Source organism: Saltatorellus ferox, assembly GCA_007751475.1.
Taxonomy (GTDB): Bacteria; Planctomycetota; UBA1135; order UBA1135.
This window is the reverse complement of the sequence record CP036434.1, coordinates 2,261,852-2,282,322: the sequence shown is the minus strand read 5'-3', so window position 1 is coordinate 2,282,322 and position 20,471 is coordinate 2,261,852. Positions and strand designations below refer to the sequence as shown.

13 protein-coding genes are annotated in these 20,471 nt (G+C 68.8%); 9 read left to right on the top strand and 4 right to left on the bottom strand.

Annotated elements, in window-relative coordinates:
- Position 1: 1 nt before the first annotated feature.
- Together Poly30_RS08130 and Poly30_RS08125 are read left to right on the top strand one after the other, a co-directional pair.
- The gene (locus Poly30_RS08130; RefSeq protein ID WP_145196120.1) at positions 2-3,103 is read left to right on the top strand and encodes a DUF1549 domain-containing protein; all 3,102 of its coding nucleotides are present in this window, start codon (positions 2-4) and stop codon (positions 3,101-3,103) included.
- Positions 3,104-3,117: 14 nt separating this feature from the next.
- Positions 3,118-4,554, top strand: a complete 1,437-nt coding sequence (locus Poly30_RS08125; RefSeq protein WP_419191110.1) for a DUF1501 domain-containing protein — start codon at positions 3,118-3,120, stop codon at positions 4,552-4,554.
- A gap of 26 nt (positions 4,555-4,580) precedes the next feature.
- Here Poly30_RS08125 and Poly30_RS08120 read toward each other — a convergent pair whose 3' ends face one another.
- Complete coding sequence (locus Poly30_RS08120) at positions 4,581-6,053, bottom strand: potassium/proton antiporter (protein ID WP_145196119.1); 1,473 nt, start codon at positions 6,051-6,053, stop codon at positions 4,581-4,583.
- A gap of 215 nt (positions 6,054-6,268) precedes the next feature.
- On the opposite strand from Poly30_RS08120, the gene Poly30_RS08115 reads away from it, so the two are divergent.
- Complete coding sequence (locus Poly30_RS08115; RefSeq protein ID WP_145196117.1) at positions 6,269-6,544, top strand: hypothetical protein; 276 nt, start codon at positions 6,269-6,271, stop codon at positions 6,542-6,544.
- Positions 6,545-6,550: 6 nt separating this feature from the next.
- Here the strand turns inward: Poly30_RS08115 and Poly30_RS08110 are convergent, their stop codons facing one another.
- The 3 genes from Poly30_RS08110 to Poly30_RS08100 all read right to left on the bottom strand — a co-directional run bounded on the left by Poly30_RS08110 (position 6,551) and on the right by Poly30_RS08100 (position 12,057).
- Positions 6,551-8,062 (bottom strand): SDR family NAD(P)-dependent oxidoreductase, encoded by a 1,512-nt coding sequence (locus Poly30_RS08110; RefSeq protein WP_145196115.1) that lies wholly within the window; start codon positions 8,060-8,062, stop codon positions 6,551-6,553.
- 69 nt (positions 8,063-8,131) lie between these two features.
- Positions 8,132-8,584, bottom strand: coding sequence for a Dabb family protein (locus Poly30_RS08105; RefSeq protein WP_145196113.1), 453 nt, complete (start codon positions 8,582-8,584; stop codon positions 8,132-8,134).
- A 68-nt stretch (positions 8,585-8,652) separates the two neighbouring features.
- A complete protein-coding gene (locus tag Poly30_RS08100; protein WP_145196111.1) occupies positions 8,653-12,057 on the bottom strand; it encodes an NPCBM/NEW2 domain-containing protein in 3,405 nt (1,134 codons plus the stop codon).
- A gap of 212 nt (positions 12,058-12,269) precedes the next feature.
- Between Poly30_RS08100 and Poly30_RS08095 the strand changes: the two genes are divergently transcribed.
- The 6 genes from Poly30_RS08095 to Poly30_RS08070 all read left to right on the top strand — a co-directional run bounded on the left by Poly30_RS08095 (position 12,270) and on the right by Poly30_RS08070 (position 20,440).
- Entirely contained in the window at positions 12,270-13,220 is a 951-nt protein-coding gene (locus Poly30_RS08095; protein ID WP_145196109.1) for a hypothetical protein, read from the top strand.
- A gap of 75 nt (positions 13,221-13,295) precedes the next feature.
- Positions 13,296-13,751, top strand: a complete 456-nt coding sequence (locus Poly30_RS08090; RefSeq protein WP_145196107.1) for a hypothetical protein — start codon at positions 13,296-13,298, stop codon at positions 13,749-13,751.
- Positions 13,752-13,838: 87 nt separating this feature from the next.
- Positions 13,839-15,299 (top strand): TolC family protein, encoded by a 1,461-nt coding sequence (locus Poly30_RS08085; RefSeq protein WP_145196105.1) that lies wholly within the window; start codon positions 13,839-13,841, stop codon positions 15,297-15,299.
- Positions 15,296-16,756: an efflux RND transporter periplasmic adaptor subunit gene (locus tag Poly30_RS08080; protein WP_145196103.1), complete on the top strand. Its 1,461-nt coding sequence runs from the start codon at positions 15,296-15,298 to the stop codon at positions 16,754-16,756. Before Poly30_RS08085 ends, Poly30_RS08080 begins: the two co-directional genes overlap by 4 nt.
- Positions 16,756-19,950, top strand: coding sequence for an efflux RND transporter permease subunit (locus Poly30_RS08075; RefSeq protein WP_145196101.1), 3,195 nt, complete (start codon positions 16,756-16,758; stop codon positions 19,948-19,950). The genes Poly30_RS08080 and Poly30_RS08075 overlap by 1 nt, the downstream gene beginning before the upstream one ends.
- Positions 19,943-20,440: a hypothetical protein gene (locus Poly30_RS08070; protein ID WP_145196099.1), complete on the top strand. Its 498-nt coding sequence runs from the start codon at positions 19,943-19,945 to the stop codon at positions 20,438-20,440. Before Poly30_RS08075 ends, Poly30_RS08070 begins: the two co-directional genes overlap by 8 nt.
- The last annotated feature ends 31 nt before the right edge of the window (positions 20,441-20,471 follow it).

The window sequence follows — 20,471 nt, the reverse complement described above, 5'->3', positions numbered from 1 at the left end:
CATGGTGCCGCTGCTCAGTTTCCTTTTGCTCCTGACGAGCGCCCCGGCGTCGCCCCCACAGGCGACCACGGGCCGCATCGACTTCGCGTCGCAGATCCGCCCGATCCTCACCGATCGCTGCTTCCAGTGCCACGGACCGGATGCTGCGAGCGTGGCCGCCGATCTTCGTCTCGACGTTCGCGACTCCGCGATCGACGACCTCGCCCGGGTGCCCGCTGCCATCGTTCCGGGGGACAGCGCGGGCAGTGAACTGCTGAGCCGCATCACGCACGCGAGCGCGAAGCGCGTGATGCCGCCGCCCGAGTCGAAGCTCTCCCTGACCGACGAGGAGATCGGCCTGCTCGCGCGCTGGATCGATGAGGGAGCCGAGTACACGGAGCACTGGTCCTTCGCAGCGCCGATCCGCCATGGAGCACCCGACACCGAAGCAGGCGCCGCCTGGGCCCGCGACCCGCTCGATCTCTTCGTGCACGCAAAGCTAGAGGAAGCCGGCCTTGCCCCCGCGCCACCCGCGGACCCGGCGACGCTCCTCCGCCGCGTCCATCTCGACCTGACGGGCCTCCCGCCCACCGTCCTGGAACTCGATGCCTACCTCCGCGACGAGGGCGCCGATCGCTACGAGCGCGCGGTCGAACGCCTGCTCGCGAGCCAGCGACACGCCGAGCACATGGCGGCGGGCTGGCTCGACGTGGCGCGCTACGCGGACACGTTCGGCTACCAGTCCGACGTCGGCATGAACGTCTGGCCGTGGCGCGACTGGTTGATCGGTGCGTTCGCCGCCAACCTGCCCTACGACGAGTTCGTGACCCAGCAGCTCGCAGGGGATCTGCTCCCCGAAGCAACGCAGGAGACCCGGCTCGCGACGGCCTTCAACCGACTGCACCGTCAGACCAACGAGGGCGGGAGCGTCGAGGAAGAGTACCGCGTCGAGTCGGTCTGCGATCGCGTCGAGACGATGGCGGGCGCGTTCCTGGGCCTCACGATCGGCTGCGCGCGCTGCCACGACCACAAGTTCGATCCGATCACCCAGAAGGACTACTTCAGCCTGTTCGCGTTCTTCGACGACATCGACGAGTCCGGTCTCTACTCGCACTTCACGAACGCGGTGCCGACGCCGGCGCTCGATCTGCCGACCGACGAGCAGGTCACGGAGCTTTCCGAACTAGAAGCACGGGTCGCCGAACTCGAGGCGACGCTCCCTCCGCTCGACCCGGAGAGCGATAGCCTCGTCGCGCTGGACCTGCCGGTCTTCGTCGACTTCGAATCACCCGCGCGCAAGCCGAACGCACACTACGTGCTCGGCGGCGAGCCAGCGGCCATCGAGCGCGCAGGCGGCGTCGCGTACCGACTGTCCGGCGAGAACGCCGTCGCGTTCCCTGGAACGGGGATCATCGAGCGCAGCGAGCCCATCTCGGTGGGCCTGCGCCTCTGCGTTCCGAACGATGCCCAGGTGCTGGAGCGCGCTGTCGTCATCCATCGGACGAAGTCGTGGACCGACTCCGGCAGCCGCGGCTACCAGATGCTGATCGATGACGGGCACCTGCTCGTCGCCCTCGTTCACTTCTGGCCCGGCGACGCCATCGCGATTCGCTCGGCAGACCCGCTGCCGATCGAGGCCTGGACCCACGTCGCCTTCACCTACGACGGTTCGAGCCGCGCGGCCGGGCTGAAGCTCTACCTCGACGGCGTCGAGGCGCCGGTCGAGGTGATCCGCGATCACCTGACCCGCACGATCCGCGGCGGCTCCATCGGCGACCTCACGATCGGCAGCCGCTTCCGCGACAAGGGCTTCCGCGGCGGCGGGGTCGACGACGTCTTCGTCTGCGGGCACGTCGCCAGCGACGAGTCGATCGCTGTGGCCGCTCGCGGCGGCGCTCCTCTGCCCGAGAGCCTTCCGGAAGAGTACGCGAACGCACTCGCGGAGCTCCAGGCAGCGCGCGAGCGGCGAGACCGACTCCGCGATGGGATACGCCAGATCATGGCGATGGAAGCATCACCGGATCTCCCCGCCGCCAGGCACGTCGCCCACGTGCTGCATCGCGGCGACTACAAGAACCGCGGCGACGCGGTGGAACCTGCCACGCCGGAGGCTCTGCCCCGCTTCACGGACGAAGCGCCTTCCACGCGGCTCGATCTCGCCCGCTGGCTGACGCACCCGGATCACCCGCTCACCACCCGCGTCCAGATCGACCGGCTGTGGCGCCAGGCCTTCGGCGTGGGCCTCGTCCCCACGCCCGAGGACATGGGAAGCCAGTGCCAGGAGCCCGTGCACCTCGCGCTGCTCGACACGCTCACGCGGGACTTCGTCGACTCCGGCTGGGACTACCGCGCGATGCTGCGGCGCTTCGCGCTGTCCGCCACCTATCGGCAGTCGAGCCGCGCGTCGGAGGCCAGCCTCACGGGCGACCCGGACGGCTCGCTCTTCTCGCGGGCGGCGACCACGCGCCGCTCGGCCGAGGTCGTGCGCGACGCTGCGCTGTTCGCCGCGGGCCTCCTGCGCGAGCAGCGCGGCGGTCCGTCCGTCTACCCCTATCAGCCCCCGGGGCTCTGGCAGGAGAAGCGCGGCGTCGTCTACCCCGTCGGCCGCGGACAGGACCTGACGCGGCGCAGCATGTACTCGTTCTGGCGCCGCACCTCGCCGCCACCGACGATGACGATGTTCAATGCGCCCTCGCGCGAGGTCTGCACCGTGAAGCGAGGCTCCACGTCGACGCCGCTCCAGACCCTCGCGCTCTGGAACGATCCCCAGTTCGTGGCGGTGGCGGCCGCCCTCGGGGCGGCCGCCGTGGACGCGGGCGGCGACGACATCGGCAAGCGCGTCGACTACCTCTTCCGCGCGCTGCTGACGCGAGAGCCGCTGGAGGGCGAGCGCAACGCCATGGCGGAGCTTCTCGACGAGCAGCGCGAGATCTACCGCGCAGCGCCGGCCGAAGCGGTCGCTCTCGCTGGATTCGATCTGGAGCGAGCCGTTCATCCCGTCGTGGCGGACGCAGAAACGGCGCGCAGTGAGCCAGTCGACGAGACCGTCAGCATCGAGGTCGCCGCGACCGCAGTCGTGGCGAGCACCCTGCTCGGTTTCCAGGACGTCGTCCAGAGGCGTTGATCGTGCCCTCCCCCATGAACCAGGTGACCCCGATGCACGAAGACCTCCGAATCGATCGGCGCACACTGCTCCGTGGCGCGGGCGCGGGGCTGGCCGGTCTCGCGCTCGGCGAGACTCCGCCCACCCAGGCAAACCCAGGAACGGCGCGCCAGAACGGGCCACACCACGCTCCGCGCGCGCGCCGCGTCGTCCATCTCTTCATGAGCGGCGGCCCCTCGCAGATCGACCTGTTCGATCACAAGCCGATCCTCCAGTCGCGCAACGGCGAGGAGCTTCCGGAGTCGGTGCGCAAGGGCCAGCGCCTCACCGGGATGTCGGGGAACCAGGCGTCGCTGCCGCTCGCCGGTTCTCACTTCCCGTTCGCGCGCCACGGTGAGTGCGGCATGGAGGTCTCCGACCTCCTCCCCCATACCGCGAAGATCGCCGACGACCTCTGCCTCGTGCGTACCCTCGTCACGGATGCGATCAACCACGACCCCGCCGCCACCTTCGCGCTCACGGGTTCGCAGATCGCGGGCCGCCCTTCCCTCGGCGCCTGGTTGAGCTACGGGCTCGGCACGCTGAACCCGGATCTGCCGCAGTTCTGTTCCCTCGTGACCCAGGGCAAGGGCGGCCAGCCGCTCTACGATCGCCTCTGGGGCTCGGGGTTCCTGAGCGCGCGGCACGCGGGCGTCCAGCTCCGTGCAGGCGCCGACCCCGTGCTGTTCCTCGGCGACCCCGCGGGGATCGATCGCGCGACGCGCCGCCGGATGCTCGACGCACAGCACAGGGCGGCCGACGCGATGTTCCAGGAGACGGGTGACACGGCCGCGCTGGACCGCTGGAACCAGGCCGAACTTGCCTACCGGATGCAGGAGTCCGTCCCCGAAGCAGCGAACTTCGCGGAGGAGCCCGACTCGACGTTCGCGCTCTACGGTGAGGACGCGCGCAAGCCCGGCACGTTCGCCGCGAACTGCCTCCTGGCGCGCCGCCTGCTCGAGCGCGACGTGCGCTTCGTCCAGCTCTTCCACCAGGGCTGGGATCAGCACGAGGGCCTACCCGCAGGCATCCGAACCCAGTGCAAGGATGTCGACCAGGCGTCCGCTGCGCTCGTGACGGACCTCAAGCGCCTCGGCCTCCTCGACGACACGCTCGTCGTCTGGGGCGGCGAGTTCGGCCGCACGGCCTACTGCCAGGGCACGCTGACCCCGACCACCTACGGCCGCGATCACCATCCGCGCTGCACGTCGATGTGGATGGCGGGCGGCGGTTCGCGCGCGGGCCAGATCTGGGGCACGACGGACGACTTCAGCTACAACGTCACGGAGAACCCGGTGCACGTCCACGACCTGAACGCGACGCTGCTCCATCTTCTGGGAATCGACCACGAGCGCCTGACCTACCGCCACCAGGGACGCCGATACCGGCTGACGGACGTACACGGAACGGTCGTGCGCGGCCTCCTGGCCTGATCGCTCGTTCGAATCTCAACCCGGCCTCAGACATCCTTGGGCTGACCGAAGATCAGCGTCACCAGCGCCCTGTCCTCGTGCTGACTGAAGACGTACACCTGGTCGTCCGCGCGAAGAATCGTCGGGCCCCGGGCCGCGAGCAGCTTCGATCCTCGGACGATCAGCGCGATCGAGGCGCCCTCTGGTAGATGCAGGTCGCGGATCGCGCCGTCGCAGGCGAGGACGCTGGAATCGATATGGAACAGAAGGAGGTCACCGTCGATCTCACCCATCGACGTGATCTCCAGCGTGGCATGGAGCTCGGCGGCGGGCGGAACATCGAGATCGAGCCACTTCGTCACCCTGCGAATCGTTGCGCCCGGAACGAGGGAGTTGACCACCACGAGAACGAAGACGATGTCGAACACTCGCTCGGCGCCCGAGACTCCCGAGAGCACCGGGTAGGTCGCGAGAATGATCGGCACGGCGCCCCGCAAGCCCACCCAGCCGATGTAGCCGACCTCTTTGGCAGGGAAACGGAAGGGCAGGAGGCAGGCCGCCACCGCGATCGGCCGAGCCACGAATGCCAGGAAGAGCGCGAGGAGTACGCCGGGTAGCGCGACCGAGAGGATACGGCTCGGGAACACCAGGAAGCCGAGCATCAGGAACATGGCCACCTGGCTCAGCCATGCCATGGCGTCGTGGATCCTGCGCAGACCTGATTGGTAGGGAATGCGCCCGTTGCCGAGGACGCTGGCCGTGGCGAAGACGGAGAGAAAACCCGACCCACCGAGAAGCGTCGCGATGCCGAACGAGAAGAGGGCGAGGCCCATCGTGACGACCGCGTAGAGGCCGCCCGTCGAGATACGAACGCGCACGAGCAACCAGCGCCCGAGTCGCCCGAGGGCGAGTCCTGTCAGGCTCCCGACGGCCATTTGCCACGGCACTCCCCAGAGGGCCGAAACCCCGGGAACTTCACCGGTCGCCACGGCCTGGGTGGCTCCGATCGTGAGAAGCACGGCCACCGCGTCGTTCAGGCCTGACTCGAGCTCGAGAGTGGTACCCACCCTTCGCTGCAGAGAGAGCTTGCTCCCGCGCATCACGGCAAAGACCGTGGCAGCGTCCGTCGAAGAGACGACCGCGCCAAGCAGGACCGCCTCTGCCCACGACAGGCCGATGGCGCGCGCGAAGACGGCCGTCAGCGCCGCCGTGAGGAGCACCCCGACCGTCGCCAGTAGAAGCGCGGGACGGATCCCCTCCCGGATGGACGCGTACGTGGTATTGAATCCACCGTCGAACACGATGAGGACGAGGGCGATCGTCCCCACGATGAAGCTGAAACGGTAGTCCTCGAAGGCGATCCCCCCGATGCCCTGCTCGCCCGCCAGCATCCCCAGGAAGAGGAAGAGCAGCGCCACGGGAATGCCCACCCGCTCGAGGGTTCGACTGAGCGAGGCACTCGTGATCAGCAGGCTCCCGAAAATGGTCAGGAGCAGGGCAGTGGTGAAGAACTCGGTCATCTTGGGCGGCCTCGTCGGAGAGGGCGGCTTATCTACCAGGAAGTGCGTCCGCTGCCCAATCAGTTCACGAGCCCTTGCATCAGGGATCCTCCTCTGGTGGTCCCACAAGAATCTCAGAAATTCGCCATTCGGCAGGCACGCCTTCCGGAGCTAGGGGGTGAGTGGAAAAGCACCGAGCCAGGGCCCCGTTGTGGGGTACGGCTGACGGTCGCAACATGCTCACGAGGAGAACCAAGATGAGCCACAGCTGGAAGGCCAACCGGGGCCCCGATCGACACAGAGGCGAGGTGTATGAGCCGGAAGACGGCCACTTCGAGCTACACGCGGATGACGTGTGGGACGACGACGCCATGGGCCGATTCGCCAGGGAGCGCTGGTCGGCAGCACCCCGCAAGCGTCGCAGCAAGTGGCTAGGGACGCGCCTGGAGGACCTTCGCGCAGAGCTCGACGACGAAGACCTGGAAGCCTTCGACATCGGCCTCGGAGCCTGACCAGCGCTACCAGTCGGTGGGCCGGTAGTCTTTCAACAGCTGGCCCCAGACGTGCTTGCCCGTCTGGAGACCATCGAAGATCGGATCCACGATGCGCGCCGCACCGTCGACGATGTCGAGCGGCGGATGAAAGCCGTGCATCTCGCGCTTCATCGCGGCCTGGCGCGCGGGATCCTCGTCGGTGACCCAGCCCGTATCCACGCTGTTCATGTGGATGCCGTCTTCGACGTAATCCATCGCCGACGTGCGCGTCATCATGTTGAGCGACGCCTTCGCCATGTTCGTGTGCGGGTGGCGGTCCGTCTTGAAGGTGCGGTAGAACTGGCCCTCCATGGCGGAGACGTTCACGATATGCGCGTCGCGCGTGCCCGGTGCCATCATCAGCGGCTTGAGGCGCGCGTTCATGATGAACGGCGCGACCGCGTTGACGAGGTGGACCTCCAGGAGTTCGACCGTAGGCACCTCGGCCATCTTGAGACGCCAGCTATTGACGTCGCGCAGGTCGACCTGCTGGAGGTCCGCGTCGAAGGCGTTCTTCGGAAAGAGCGCCTCGCTGTGGTCGTCGTCGCCGGCGACGAGCGGCACCTGGCTCAGGGCCGCCGCGGGTAAACCCGGGCCGTGATCGACGATCGCGAGGCCCGTGTCCAGGCGCAGGATCTGCTTCTCCTTCGACCCGAGCTGGCGCGATGCGTCGAGTTCGGTATCCATCAGGTGGCCGTAGAACCCCGGTGGGCGGCGAACGGTCTGGCACGCGTTGTTGATCAGGAAATCGAGGCGATCGTGCGTTTCCAGGAGGTGCGCGCAGAGCGCTTCGACGTTGGGGATGTGACGGAGGTCGATCCCGTGCACTTCGAGGCGGTGCCCCCATTCGGCGAAGTCCTCTTCCCTGGCATAGCGGCTGGCCGCGTCGCGGGGAAACCGCGTGACGACGATCACGTGGGCGCCCTGGCGAAGCAGCATGATCGCGGCCTGGTAGCCGATCTTCACGCGCGCGCCCGTCACGAGGGCGACGCGACCCGTCAGGTCGAACACAGGCTCGCGCTTGGCGTAGTTGAAGTCGCCGCACTCGGGGCAGAGCTGATCGTAGAAGAAATGAATCTTCCGATACGGCTGCTGGCACGTGTAGCAGTGGCGATCGCTGGCGGCCTCCCCGATCGGCGGCGGAAGCTCCTCTCGCTCGGGCGCCCCATCCTGCGCATGCCCGAGCTGAAGCTGGATGTCCTGGCCCGCAAGAGCGCGACGGCGAGGCGTCTGGAAGATCGGGTTCTCACGGAGCTGCCGGATGCCCGCCTGGTTCAGGAGCGCCCGCTCCGACTCGCGGCGCTCGATCTTCTTCAGGCGCCGGCGCTCGCGCGAGAGGTTCCGCCGCGAGAGGCGATCCGGCTTCGAAACGAGGCCGGCGGCCTTGAGGAGGCGCTCGCGGAGCTCGGGATCCAGGCTGGCCAGAATCTTGAAGTCGCCCTGGATGGACTCCAGGAACTCGGTCGCCACGAGGGCGGGGTCTTCGGGAACGGACATCCGCGGGGTTTTACACCAGCTTTCTCCGCGGCGCCACAACGGATCACGCGCCGCGGCCATCGCGCGGGGCTACATGTCCCCGATCAGTGCGTCGTAGACGACCACCGCGCTCGTCAGGGGGATGAATTCCTTGACGAGGGCCTGATGGACGGGATGAGGGCTGTAGGCGTCGTAAGCGGCCTGGTCCTCGAACTCCACGTGCAGCGCGACGTGAAAGGTCTGCTCGTTCACGTCCCGCGTCTGCGCCGGATCCCGTCGGCCTGCGGTCAGGTGCATGACCCCCGGTAGAATCCGGAGTTTCTCACAGGCAGCGATCAGCCCGTCGATGCTGGCGTCGGTCGGCTCGCGGAAGGTGAAGAAGACGTCGTGGGAAATCGTGGCGGCCGGCACGACGGCCTCGATGAGGACGTCCTCTCGCACCTGTTCGTCGGACGCGGCGCAGGCGCCCAGGCCAAGGGAGAGGAGAGCGAGCCCACAGGACGCGGCCGTCGGGAGAGTTCGTCGGAATGAGGAGATCTGCATGGGCCCCGTTGTACTCCACGCCGGGAGCTCCAACGCGCCCTTCCCGCGCTTTCCCCGGAACCCTGGAGCTACCTCAGCGCGAGCGTCAGGTCGTCCACGGTCAGCTCGGCCGACCCGGACACCGCCGCGACGACGCGCAGAGCCGCCGTACCAGCCGGAGCGGAGAAGAGCACCTCCGCCGTCCGCCAGGCCGCGCTCACGGACAGCGCGCTCTGCGCCTGACCGATCACCGAACCGCCCGAGTTCAGGTACTCGATGCGCAGGGCCGCGGACCCGCCGGCCGTCAGACGATAGAGCATGCGGGACGCATAGGCCTGACCGGGCTGGCCCGGCGCGGTTCTCTGCACGCTGCCCGCGACGAGCCGCAGCGAGGGAGCTGCGATCCCGGCGTCGGCCACGAGTTCGCCGCCGCCCGCCACGGCCCAGCCGTCGAGACCTCGCTGGAACCCGCCGTTCACGATCAGGTTCAGCGGCTCCGCGGCGAGCACGTCGGATGCGGCGAGCAGCTCCGCCGTCCCGAGCTCCGGGGTCCCCCCCTGATTGCCCGAACCGGCCGCGAGGAACACGCGCCCGTCGAGCACGCCGACGCCGCCACTATGCCGCGGCGTCACGAGCGACGGCAGCGTCGTCCAGCGCTCCGCGAAGACGTCGAGCGCCTCGACCTCTCCGTGCGCGGGCGTCATCGCGTTGCTCTCGCCCCCCATCACGACGACGTGCCTGCCGATCGGCACCGCCATCGTACCTGCCCGTTCCGTCGGCAGGTTCTCGGCCAGCGTCTTCCACAGGCCGGTGGTGAAGTCGTACACGTCGACCTCGGGGATCGTCTTGTCGAAGGGGTTCGGAAGATCCGTCGTCCGGCCGCCCGCGAGCACGAGCCGATTCCCCACCACCGACGCGAGGAAGTGATCCCGCGCCCGCGGCGCGTCCGGCAGAACGGTCCACGTGTTCGTGGCCGGATCGAAGCAGTCGAACCAAGGCCGCGCGCCGCCGTTGTGTCCCTGGTTGTTGCCGCCGACGAGGTAGATCTTGCCGTCATGGATCGCGGTCCCGGCGCTGCCGCGCGCTCGCGCAGCCGGCACCGACGAAACGACCTGCCAGACGTTCGTCTGCGGATCCCACGTGTACACCGAGACGACGTTCTGCTCGTTGGGGTAGCCGCCGGTGAAGGCCCCCACCACGTAGACGAGCCCATCCACGACGACGGGCTGGAAGTGGTGCATTTCGAACGGAGGCACGCCGACGCTCGTCCACGTGCGGTTCACGGGATCGTACTCCTGCGTCGGGCGGAAGCCGCGGCCGCCGATCAGGTAGAACTTGCCGCCGACCGTGACCGCCGCCGTCTCGTGACGCGCCAGCGGTGCGCTGCCGTTCGTCGAGGTCAGAAGCTGCCACGCGGTCGGCCGCGGCGGACCGAAGCGGACGATCCGCGCCACCGAGGGCACGCCCACGCCGTCGAACGCGAAAAGCATGTAGTGGCCGGGCGGCGCCTCGTGGCCCCGCGCGGGCGCGGTGACCGAAAGCGTCGCGCCCGCCTGGCTGAACCCGAGTTCGAGGAAGCGCTGGTCCGAGTTGGTGCCGTGGGTCGAACTCCCGAGCCGCACCAGCGTCACGCGGGAGATCGCAGCCCCCGACGCCATGCCGACGGCGAAGGTCTGGCTGTACGCAGCGACGTCGGGCGCCGATTGGATCAGCGGCCGCGGAGCGAGGCTACCGCTCGTGTCCGAGCGAAAGAGATACGGCGGCGTGTAGACCTGGGCGCTGAGCGGATCCTGGCCGCCTCCGGTCCAGACGCGGCCGTCGGGAAGCAGAAGCGCGGCGGAGCGGAAGCCGCGCGCGCGCCGCGCGCGCGACGTCAGGCTCCACTTCCCGGTGACCGGATCGAAGATCTCCCCGACGCGCCAAGGGGACGCGCTCACGCCGTCGGCATGCCCGGCGTTGCCGCCGGTGACCAGCATCGTTCCGTCCGCCAGGATCGTCGCGTTGTGGTCGGCGCGGCGGAACAGCATCGGATCGACGGCCTGCACCGTCGGGTTGGCTCCGCCCAGCGAGCAGCGCAGAGCGGAGCGCACCGCGCTTCCGTTGGAGGCGATCTGATCCACGCCACCGCTCAGAACCACGTAGTCGGGCCGCACCTGGGTGGAGGTGCCCCACGCGCGGCGAATGCCCTCGCGCGTGGACTGGAAGCTCCACGCGCCCGTCCCCGTCCGCGCGTCGATCATCCCCATCTTCTCGTCCCAGCCGGACCAGAAGACGCGACCGTCCGGCGCGACGTGGGCGCGCGGATACGTGAGATCGAGCGGCGCGTTGCCGACGCTCAGGTAGCCCGAAAGATCGACGCCGAGAAGCGTTCGCCAGGCGCCGCCCAGGAACACCTCAGGTCGCAGCGCTCCCGGCGCGGCGGCATCGCTGCCGCCGAGCGCGAGCACGCTTCCATCGCCGAGCGTCAGCGCCGTCGTGCCCCAGCGCGCCGACTCCATCGTCGCGGCGGGGATCCACGCGCCTGAACCCTCCAGAAACAGGCTCGCCTGATCGCGACCGAACGGCTGCCCGGAAGCGGCGCCGCCGTTGCGTCCGGCGAAGCCACCGAGCCCGAGCAGCGTGCCATCGGCGAGGCGCGCTTGCCCCGAGCCGTAGAGTTCCTCGGTCGGATGATCGACGGTGAAGTGCGAGAACGTCGCTGGATCGCTGACGTCCACGCGCGTCGAATCGTGGCTCGCCCCGGGCGAGGGATCGCCCGGGCCGGACGCGGCGACGCCCGCGTGACTCAGGATCGAGCCGTCGGGAAGAAGCGTCGCGTGGATCGGCTGGACCGGCCAGCTGAGCACCGGCTCCCACTGGCCACGAACGCGGCGAATCGCGCGCCCGTCGCGAACGGGCTGCCGGCCCTTGCTGACCAGAACGGGCTGCGCCCAGTCCGCGTGATCGGAGGTGAACCCGTCGTCGGCGTCCAGCGTGACGAGGAGCAGCTCGCGCACGCCTCGCACGTCGATTCGCCCGGTGAACAGCGCGGGATTCGTGTCGAGCCGAAGCCCCGAGTCGTAGAGCAGCGCGCCGTCGCCGAGGACCTGAAAGCGCGCCGAACCACCCGCAGGCGCGGCGTCATCGAGCCCTACCCAGGCAGAGAAGTACACCCCCGTGCCGCCGAGGTCGTAGGCGATGACGCTCGGCGCGCGCGTCCCGAGGCCCTTGCTGAAGGACTGTCCACCGATCACGAGCGGCGTGCCGTCGTTCGCACCGAGGCCGCCGACGCTCTGGTTGCGCTCGACCGGGCCGAGGCTGCCCTCGGTGAAGAGCGGCGTGAGGTCGGACAGCACGTACGTCGCCGAGGTCGGCGGACGATTCACGGCCGGCGGGATCGAGACGCTCCTGGAAGGCGTGATCTGGCTTGCGGCCGGCGCGGACACCGCGCTGATTGCGACGAAGGCCAGCCCGGAAAGCACGGGTTTGGCGAGGGCTCGGTGGAGGATGGACATGGTGGCGAGGCAGGCGTGGAGCGCGGATCTTCGGGACCGGTGGACGGAGGGACGTCGGGGCAGGTTCACCCCGATGGAGGGGAACACGCCAGGAGCGAAGCCTCACGTCATGAGTCTCACTTTAGAACGCGGTGGGCCGTCCCTAAACGTATCCTGTTGGAGCAGGTCGAAGTCGGCGTTCCCACCCAGCCGGCTGCCTCCCCCACGCCGTCATGAACTACTCGAGACTCGCCGCTTTCGTTCTCGCCGCAGCCGCTGCAGGCCCACCCACCCTCGCCGCACTGCGACAAGAAGCGGCCCCCACCCGATCGACCCGCCCTGCCGATGTCGCCTCTCCCCTCCTTCGGGACGTTCGGCTGATCGGTGCGAGCGCCACCGATGGATTCGGCAACGCCTCCGAGCTGGGAACCGAAGGGAACGTCCCGCTCGCCACGTTTCTGTCCGCCTGCCTCTCGGACGCGAACGCCGGGGTCCGCCTCAGCGAGAAGAGCACCAGCCAGTTCTTCATGGCCCCCACGGTCATCGGCGCCCGGCAGGTCACCTGGGCACGCAGGGGCGAGCCGAGCCTCGTGGTCGCCCTCGACTTTCTCTTCTGGTACGGCTGCGGCGTCGATCGCCAGAGGGACCCGCGCCGGATGACGGGCCTGGAGAAGGGGCTCCAGTGGCTGGAGACCATCGACTGCCCCCTGATCATCGGCACGATCCCGGATGTCACCCATGCACTCGACGGAAAGGGACCTCTGGGTGGACCGATCATCCATTTCTTCCAGCTGCCCAGCGAGGAGGATCGCCTCGCCATGAACGCGCGGATTCTGGAGTGGGCGTCCGAACGCCAGAACGTCGCGGTCGTGGACCTCTCGGCGTCGTTCCACGCGATCGTCGCAGGCGAGGCGATCGAGATCCGAGGCCAGACCTGGGAGGTCGGTGACGTCACCGACGCCCTCCAGCCGGACTTCCTTCATCCGAACGTCGATGGTTCCGTGATGACCGCCCTGTCCGTGGCCGATGCGATCGCCCGGCTCGAAGGCGCGGGTCCCGCGGACTTCGTGTTCGACTGCGCGGTGGTCAAGCAGCGAGCGCTGGAGCGGATCGAGCCGCTCCGGGAGCGCCACGCCGCCCGCATGGCGGCGCGCGCCCGGCGGGCCGCCGCGCGGGGGAAGTAGACTCGATGCCCCAGGTGTTCTTGAATTTCTCGGTTCGGCCTTGAGCTGCTCGTCCCCACTGCCGACCTTCTTCTGATGGCTCTCTTCCACCGCACTCTTTTGCTGGTCGCGCTCGTGATCCAGGCGGCCCTCGGGCCGGCTGGACTCACGCTGGACGTGTGCCACGGAAGACTGCAATGGGCGGCGCCGTCCGGTGAGTCCTGCTGCGGCGCCGAGGAGTCTGCGCCCGTGGCCTGCAGCTGCTCCCACGAGCACGAAGCGACGCCCGCCCGGCCCGAGCAACGACAGCCCTCCCTCGAGGACAGCGACGGCTGCTCGACCTGCTTCCAGGTCGCCGTGGACGGCTCGGACGATGCCTTCGAGGCGCGGAGCCTCGACTTCAGCCCCGTCCTGGCCTTGGTGCCCCTGACGGCGTGGACCGCGCTGCCGGCCCCTGCCCCCATGACGGCTGCGCCGCCGCTTTCGCGCGCGCCGCCCGGCTGCGTGCGACCTCACGGGCTCCTGCCCGGAACGTTCCCCCTGCGAATTTGAGCGGATACCAGTCGCCTGGCCCGTCCGGAGTGATCCGACGAGGCCATCGCTGCGCCTCCGTTTTCTCCTTCGCTTCGCGGAACTCCCATGCATCCCTACCGCGCCGTCCCTGCGGACGGCCCGTGCCCGCCTTCTTTCCAGGCGGGCCGCCGAATCACCTTTCAGCTCATCGGATGGTCGCTCGCCAGCTTCACGCTGGCGTGCCAGTCCTACGAGCCGATCCCGCTCCAGCTCGCCGATCACATGGATCGCGTGAGGGAGCGTATCGTCCTGCCTCCGAAGGCCTCTCCGCCCCGGACCGACGCCTTCGATCTCGAGGACGGCGCGAGCCTTGCCGAATGCGAGGCGCTCTCGCAGTTCTACAACGCGGACCTGCGCCTCGCGCGTGAGCGCGCCGGCGTCGCGCGGGCCAGCCATGACAACGCCGGACTCTGGAACGACCCCGTGTTTCAGTTCAGCGGCGGCCAGATCCTCTCGCCGAAGTCCGGCCTCGACTACAGCGGCCTGCTGTTCCTGACCCTGCCCGTTTCGGGCCGCCTCCAGGTCCAGAAGGATCGAGCGAACGCGGCTCTCGACGTGGAACTGCGCCGTATCGCGGACGCGGAATGGCGCGTTCGTGCCGAACTTCGGACCGCTTACTTCCAGTGGTCCGCCCTGGACCGTCGTCGCGCTCTGCTCAGGGAGCTCCTCGATCAGGTTGGACGGATCGGCAGCATCGCCAGCCAGCTGGAGACCGCCGGCGTGCTCAGTCGCGCACAGAGCCGCCTGATCCGGATCGAGCTCGTGGGTCGGCGCGCGGAGCTGCTCCGGGTCCAGCTGGAGGCCGACCTGGCGCGCGTGAGGGTCTTCGGACTGATCGGGCTGGCCCCGGACGCGCCGATCGAGCTGCTCGCTCCCTCCGTCGAAAGCCTCGAGGATACAGGTGCCCTGACGCCCGAGCGAATCCTGGCCACGAGCACGGAACTCGCCGTGCTGCACGCCGAGTACGAGCTCTCCGAGGAGACCCTGCGCCTCGCGATCCGACAGCAGTACCCGGACCTGAGCCTCGGCGTCGGCCCCGGCAGCGAAGGCGAGGACACGCGGATCCCGTTCCAGCTTTCCCTGCCGATCCCGCTTCTGAATCGCAACGCCCAGGCGATCGCGAAGGCGCGCGCGAGCCGTGAGGTCGCGCGCGTGGCCGCGGAGGTCGCCCTGGAGCGCATCGTCCGGGACGCAGAGCGCGCCTCGATGACACTGCGCTCCGTCCGGGAGCAGCGCGAGGCCATCGAAGGCGAGCTGAGCCCGCTCCTCGAAGAACAGTCGCGCACCATCGACGAACTCGCCGGCCTCGGCGATGTCGACGCCTTCTTGCTACTGGAGACCGTGAGCCGTCGCTACGACGCCGCCTCGCGACTGCTCGACCTCGAGGTCAGCGAGGCGACCGCCCGAATTCAACTCGCCCAGCTCGTCGGGCCACCGATTCAATTCGCCCAGCTCGTCGGGCCACCCAACCCCGAGCCCGCTGCACAGGATGCCAGCTCAGCCGCCACGGAAGCGCACCAGCCATGATGACTCCCACTCTCCTCCGGCAGGTACTCCTCGGCTGCCTCGTCTCTCTCTCCCTCTGGAGCTGCGACCAGCGGGCCGAATCCACTCCCGACGAACACGACCACGCGCACGACGCGGCCGGGGAAGCGGCCAACGCAGATGCGAATCGGATCGCGGTCCCGCCCGCCGTTCGACAGAACCTCGGCATCACCTTTGTCCGCGTCGAGCGGCGTGCCATCGAGAGCACGCTGCGCGTGCCCGGGCGCTTCGAGCTCTTGCCCTCGGCGCACGACGAGTACCGAACCGCGATCGCGGGTCGAGTCGAGCTCCATGTACGAGAGCTGGAGCGCGTCGAGGCGGGCCAGCCGCTCTACACCCTGAGCTCGCCGAGCCTCCATGGTCTCCAGGAGCGGCTGGCGGAAACCGAGGCCGCCGTACTGAAGCTCCAGTCCGAGATCGATGCGTACGCGTCTCTGATGTCAGCCCATGCGCAGCACGAGGCGCGCCTCGAGGAGAGCATCCAGATCCAGGAGAGCCGCGTCGAGCGACTCGAGCAGCTCGGCGAGGCCGGGGGCGGTCGCGTCACCGAGCTCCTCACCGCGCGTGGGGCTCTGGCGACGGCGCGCGCTGACCTCGCCGGTGCCCACGAGAAGGAGGCCGAGATCAGGGTGGCCCAGACGAAGAACCAGGTGGAGGTCGACGGTCTGTCGAATCTGCGGATGATCCTCCTCGGGTCGCTCGCCGCCGATACGGGCCTGACGCGCGCCGCCCTGCTCGAGGAAGTGACCGGCCCGGATGGCAAGGTTCAGCCGCGCTGGCGCGCGCTCACGGAAATCGTGGTGATGGCCCAGAACGCGAGCCGCGTCGAGTCGCTCGGGGTGACGAGCGGCACCTGGGTCGACGAGCGAGCGCTGATCTTGACGACCGTGCGGCCGGAGCTGCTCCGGTTCCACGGCATGGGACTCCAGAGCGATCTCGGCGCGCTCGACGACGGGCTCATGGCTCGCATCACGCCGCCGGGAACATCGAACGCCGTGGGCTCCGTGAGCCTGCAGGAGACCATGTCCGGGCCGCTTCAGATCGGTCTTGGCGGCAACTCGCAGAACCGGACGATCGACCTGTTCGTCGAACCCGAGGCGCTCCTTCCCTGGGCACGTCCGGGGGTCACGGCGCAGATGGAGATCGTGCTCCGGGCCTCCGAGAGCGAAGAGCTCGCGATCCCGCTGGCGGCCGTCCGTCAGGATGGACTCCACTCGGTCTTCTTCCGGCGCGACCCGAAGAACCCCGCCGAGGTGATCCGCGTCGAGGGCGACTTCGGCGCGAACGACGGGCGCTGGATCTCCGTGCTGAGCGGCCTGCGCGACGGCGACGAGGTCGTGCTCGACGGTTCGTTCCAGCTCATGCTCGCCACGAGCGGAACGATGCAGAAGGGCGGACACTTTCACGCGGACGGCACCTTCCACGAAGGGGAGGACTGATGCTGCGCGCGCTCATTCGCTTCTCGCTGCAGTACTCCTCGCTGGTGCTGCTCTCGGCGCTCCTCATCGTCGGCTACGCGGGTCTCCGGCTGCCCGAGATGAGCGTGGACGTGTTCCCCGAGCTCAACGCCCCCACCGTGACGATCATGGCGGAGGCGGGCGGGCTCGCGGCCGACGAGGTGGAGCAATACGTCAGCTTCCCCATCGAGTCGGCCGTCAACGGCATGACGGGCGTGCGCCGCGTTCGCAGCGCGAGTGCGATCGGCCTCTCCATCGTCTGGGTCGACCTCGACTGGGGCGCGGATCTGTACGACGCGCGCCAGCTCGTGGCCGAGCGGCTCTCGACCGTTCGTGAGAATCTGCCGGCCGAGGTGATCCCGTTCATCACGCCGATCACGTCGATCGCGGGCGAGATCATGCTGATCTCGCTCTCGTCACCTGGAGGTGAGATCAGCCCGCTGGAGCTGCGCTCCTACGCGGAGTTCGATCTGCGCAACAAGGTGCTTGCCGTCCCCGGCGTGGCCCAGGCGGTCGCGATCGGCGGGGACTTGCCCGAGTACCAGGTCAACGTCAGCCAGGATCGCCTGCGGCTCCACGGGCTCACCATCGGCGACGTCGCGGACGCGGCGCGCGAGGCCCACAGCACCGCGAGCGCGGGCTACCTCACGAACGTCGACAGCCAGGAGATCCCGATCCGCCAGAAGAGCCGCGTCACGGCCGCCGAGGATATCGCGGACACGGTCGTGCGCTTCGAGGACGGCGTGCCCCTGACGATCGGGCAGGTGGCTGACGTGCAGCTCGGCCCGGCGCTCAAGCGCGGCACGGCCTCCGAGAACGGCGCGAAGGCCGTCGTCCTCACCATTCAGAAGTCGCCGGGCACGAACACGCTCGCCCTGACGGCCGCCTTGGACGCACTGTTCGATCAGATCGAGACCACGCTGCCTCCGGGCATGGAGCTCAATCGGGACGTGGTGCGTCAATCGCACTTCATCGAGCGAGCCGTCGACAACGTGACGAAGGTGCTCGCCGAGGCGGTGATCATCGTGCTGCTCGTGCTCGTCCTGTTCCTGATGAACCTTCGCACGACGATCATCACCCTGACGGCGATGCCGATCTCCCTCGCGGTCGGACTGCTGCTCATGGACGGGATGAACCTCGGGCTCAACGTCATGAGCCTCGGCGGTCTCGCCGTGGCGATCGGCGTGATCGTCGACGATGCGATCATCGACGTGGAGAACGTCTTCCGAAGGCTGCGCCAGAATCGCGGGCTGCCGGAGGCCGAGCGCCGCGCCGTCCCGGACGTGATCTTCGACGCGAGCAACGAGATACGCCCTGCGATGGTCTTCGCGACGATCATCATCGTGATGGTCTTCCTCCCGCTCCTGTTCCTGCAAGGGCTCGAAGGCCGCTTCTTCCAGCCGCTCGCGCTCACCTACATCGTGTCGATCCTCGCGTCGCTGCTCGTGGCTCTCACGGTCACGCCTGCGCTCTGCCAGCTGCTGCTGCGCGGGAAGCTCGGATCCGAGGACGCCACGCGCGAGGGATTCGTGGTGCGCGCGATCAAAGGAGCCTATGCACCGACGCTGCGCCTGGCGATCCGCCTGCGGGTGCCGGTGCTGGGGGCCGCCGCGGCGGCCACGGTCGCGGCGCTCTGGGTGGCCGCCAGCTTCGGGACGTCGTTCCTGCCCTCGTTCAACGAGGGCACGTTCACGATCTTCCTGCTGGCGCCACCGGGGACTTCGCTCGAAGAGAGCGACCGCCTCGCCACCGGCGTGGAGCGCCAGCTCGCGGCGATCGAGGGTGTTCACGCCGTGGTGCGTCGAACCGGGCGAGCCGAGCGCGACGAGCACGCCGAACCCGTGAGCAACTCCGAGGTCGAGGTGAGCCTCGAGGACGGCGCGGATGCCCACCGGGTGCGCGACGAGATCGACGCGCTGCTCGCCTCGGTTCCGGGGATCACGACGATGATCGGGCAGCCGATCGAGCATCGCCTGAGCCATGTGCTCTCCGGGACGCCGGCGGCCGTGGCGATCAGCGTCTACGGCGAGAACCTCGCCGGTCTGCGGGCCGTGGCCAAGGAGATCGAGGAAGAGCTGAAGGAGCTGCCGGGCGCCCGCGACGTCAACGCGAACCGCGAGGTCATGATCACGTCCCTGCCCGTCGAGTACCGTCGGCGCGATCTCGCGGCGGCCGGCCTGACGCCGGGCATGGCGGCCGAGCAGGTCAGCCAGGCGATCTACGGCGAGGTCGTCGCCAAGGTCAACCAGGGCGTTCGCCAGTACGACCTCGTCGTGCGGCTGGATCCAGCGGAGCGTGAATCGATCCGCCAGGTCCGCGATCTCCAGCTCGAGGGCATCGAGGGCGCGATCGTTCGCCTCGGCGATGTGGCGAGTATCGGGCCCGAGCGATCCAGCAACCTGATCACGCGGGAGAACGCCCAGCGGAAGGCGGTCATCTCCCTGAACGTGGCGGAGGGCTCCAACCTCGGCGACCTGGTGGCGGCAGTGAAGGCGCGCGTGGATCCGATCGTGTCCGCGTCCGGCTTCACGGTGAACTACGGCGGCCAGTTCGAGGCCCAGCAGGCCGCGGCCCGCACCATCGCGGTGGCGGGCGGTCTCGTGGCGATCCTCATGCTCATGCTGCTGCAGATCTCGACCGGCTCGCTGCGCGCAGCGGTGCTCGTGATGCTCAACATGCCGCTCGCCCTGATCGGCGGGATCGCCTCGATCTTCATCGCGTCGCCCGCTCCGGCGCTGGCGAACCTCGCGGCCCTCCTCGGCGGCAGCCCGAACTACTCCCCGCCCATCCTGTCCATCGCCGGGATGGTCGGCTTCATCACGCTGTTCGGCATCGCGGTCCGCAACGGGATCCTCCTGATCGGACACTACAACCACCTCATCGAAACCGAGGGCGCGGACGTGACCACCGCCGTTTTCCAGGGCTCGATGGAGCGGCTGGTGCCGATCCTGATGACCGCCATCTCCGCGGCGCTGGGCCTCGTTCCACTGGCCATGGCGGCGGGCAAGCCAGGCAGCGAGCTGCTCGCGCCCCTGGCCATCGTCACCCTCGGCGGCCTCATTACCTCCACGTTCCTGAATCTCGTCGTCGTGCCCGCGGGGTATTCTCTCGTGTTCCAGCGTCGTCGATCCGTCCCGACCTCCAGCGCCCAGGGCGCCCCTATTCGTCATGCGTAACTCGCTTCCATTCGTCAGCCTTCTCTGCGCGTCCAGCCTCTTCGTCCTCGGCAGCTGCGGAGGCGGCGAGGCGCACGACGAACACGCGGGGCATGACCATGCGCCCGGAGAGCACGTAGACGGCGCAGAGCAGCCGAACGATCACGCGGCGGAGATGGAGGAGCGCGGTGCGGTCGATCTCGGGTCCATCGAGATCGCAGGGGCCACGCTCGTCCTCGACGCGGCGGCCTCTCCCACCCCCGGCGAGACGGTGACGATCAATGCCAACGTGAAGTCGGGCAAGCTCCCGGAGACCCTGCGCATGTGGTACGGACTCGAATCGGCCGTCGGCTCGATGAAGGCGAAGGCCGACGTGCACGACGATCATTTGCACGTCGACGTGGAGATCCCGGCGGAGGCCATGCAAAGCCCCATGCTCTGGCTGGAGGCGCAGGCCGCTTCGGGCGAGAAGCAGATCGTCTCGGTCGCCTACCCGGAGACCACGAAGTAGCGACCTGCGATTTTCCGTCACAGGCCAAAAA

Excerpts from the sequence above, each read along its gene's own strand:
- Poly30_RS08100 (WP_145196111.1), bottom strand. The coding sequence starts at position 12,057 with ATGTCCATCCTCCACCGAGCCCTCGCCAAACCCGTGCTTTCCGGGCTG.
- Poly30_RS08120 (WP_145196119.1), bottom strand. The coding sequence starts at position 6,053 with ATGACCGAGTTCTTCACCACTGCCCTGCTCCTGACCATTTTCGGGAGC.
- Poly30_RS08085 (WP_145196105.1), top strand. The coding sequence starts at position 13,839 with ATGCATCCCTACCGCGCCGTCCCTGCGGACGGCCCGTGCCCGCCTTCT.
- Poly30_RS08075 (WP_145196101.1), top strand. The coding sequence starts at position 16,756 with ATGCTGCGCGCGCTCATTCGCTTCTCGCTGCAGTACTCCTCGCTGGTG.
- Poly30_RS08125 (WP_419191110.1), top strand. The coding sequence starts at position 3,118 with ATGAACCAGGTGACCCCGATGCACGAAGACCTCCGAATCGATCGGCGC.
- Poly30_RS08115 (WP_145196117.1), top strand. The coding sequence starts at position 6,269 with ATGCTCACGAGGAGAACCAAGATGAGCCACAGCTGGAAGGCCAACCGG.
- Poly30_RS08090 (WP_145196107.1), top strand. The coding sequence starts at position 13,296 with ATGGCTCTCTTCCACCGCACTCTTTTGCTGGTCGCGCTCGTGATCCAG.
- Poly30_RS08080 (WP_145196103.1), top strand. The coding sequence starts at position 15,296 with ATGATGACTCCCACTCTCCTCCGGCAGGTACTCCTCGGCTGCCTCGTC.
- Poly30_RS08130 (WP_145196120.1), top strand. The coding sequence starts at position 2 with ATGGTGCCGCTGCTCAGTTTCCTTTTGCTCCTGACGAGCGCCCCGGCG.
- Poly30_RS08095 (WP_145196109.1), top strand. The coding sequence starts at position 12,270 with ATGAACTACTCGAGACTCGCCGCTTTCGTTCTCGCCGCAGCCGCTGCA.
- Poly30_RS08070 (WP_145196099.1), top strand. The coding sequence starts at position 19,943 with ATGCGTAACTCGCTTCCATTCGTCAGCCTTCTCTGCGCGTCCAGCCTC.
- Poly30_RS08105 (WP_145196113.1), bottom strand. The coding sequence starts at position 8,584 with ATGCAGATCTCCTCATTCCGACGAACTCTCCCGACGGCCGCGTCCTGT.
- Poly30_RS08110 (WP_145196115.1), bottom strand. The coding sequence starts at position 8,062 with ATGTCCGTTCCCGAAGACCCCGCCCTCGTGGCGACCGAGTTCCTGGAG.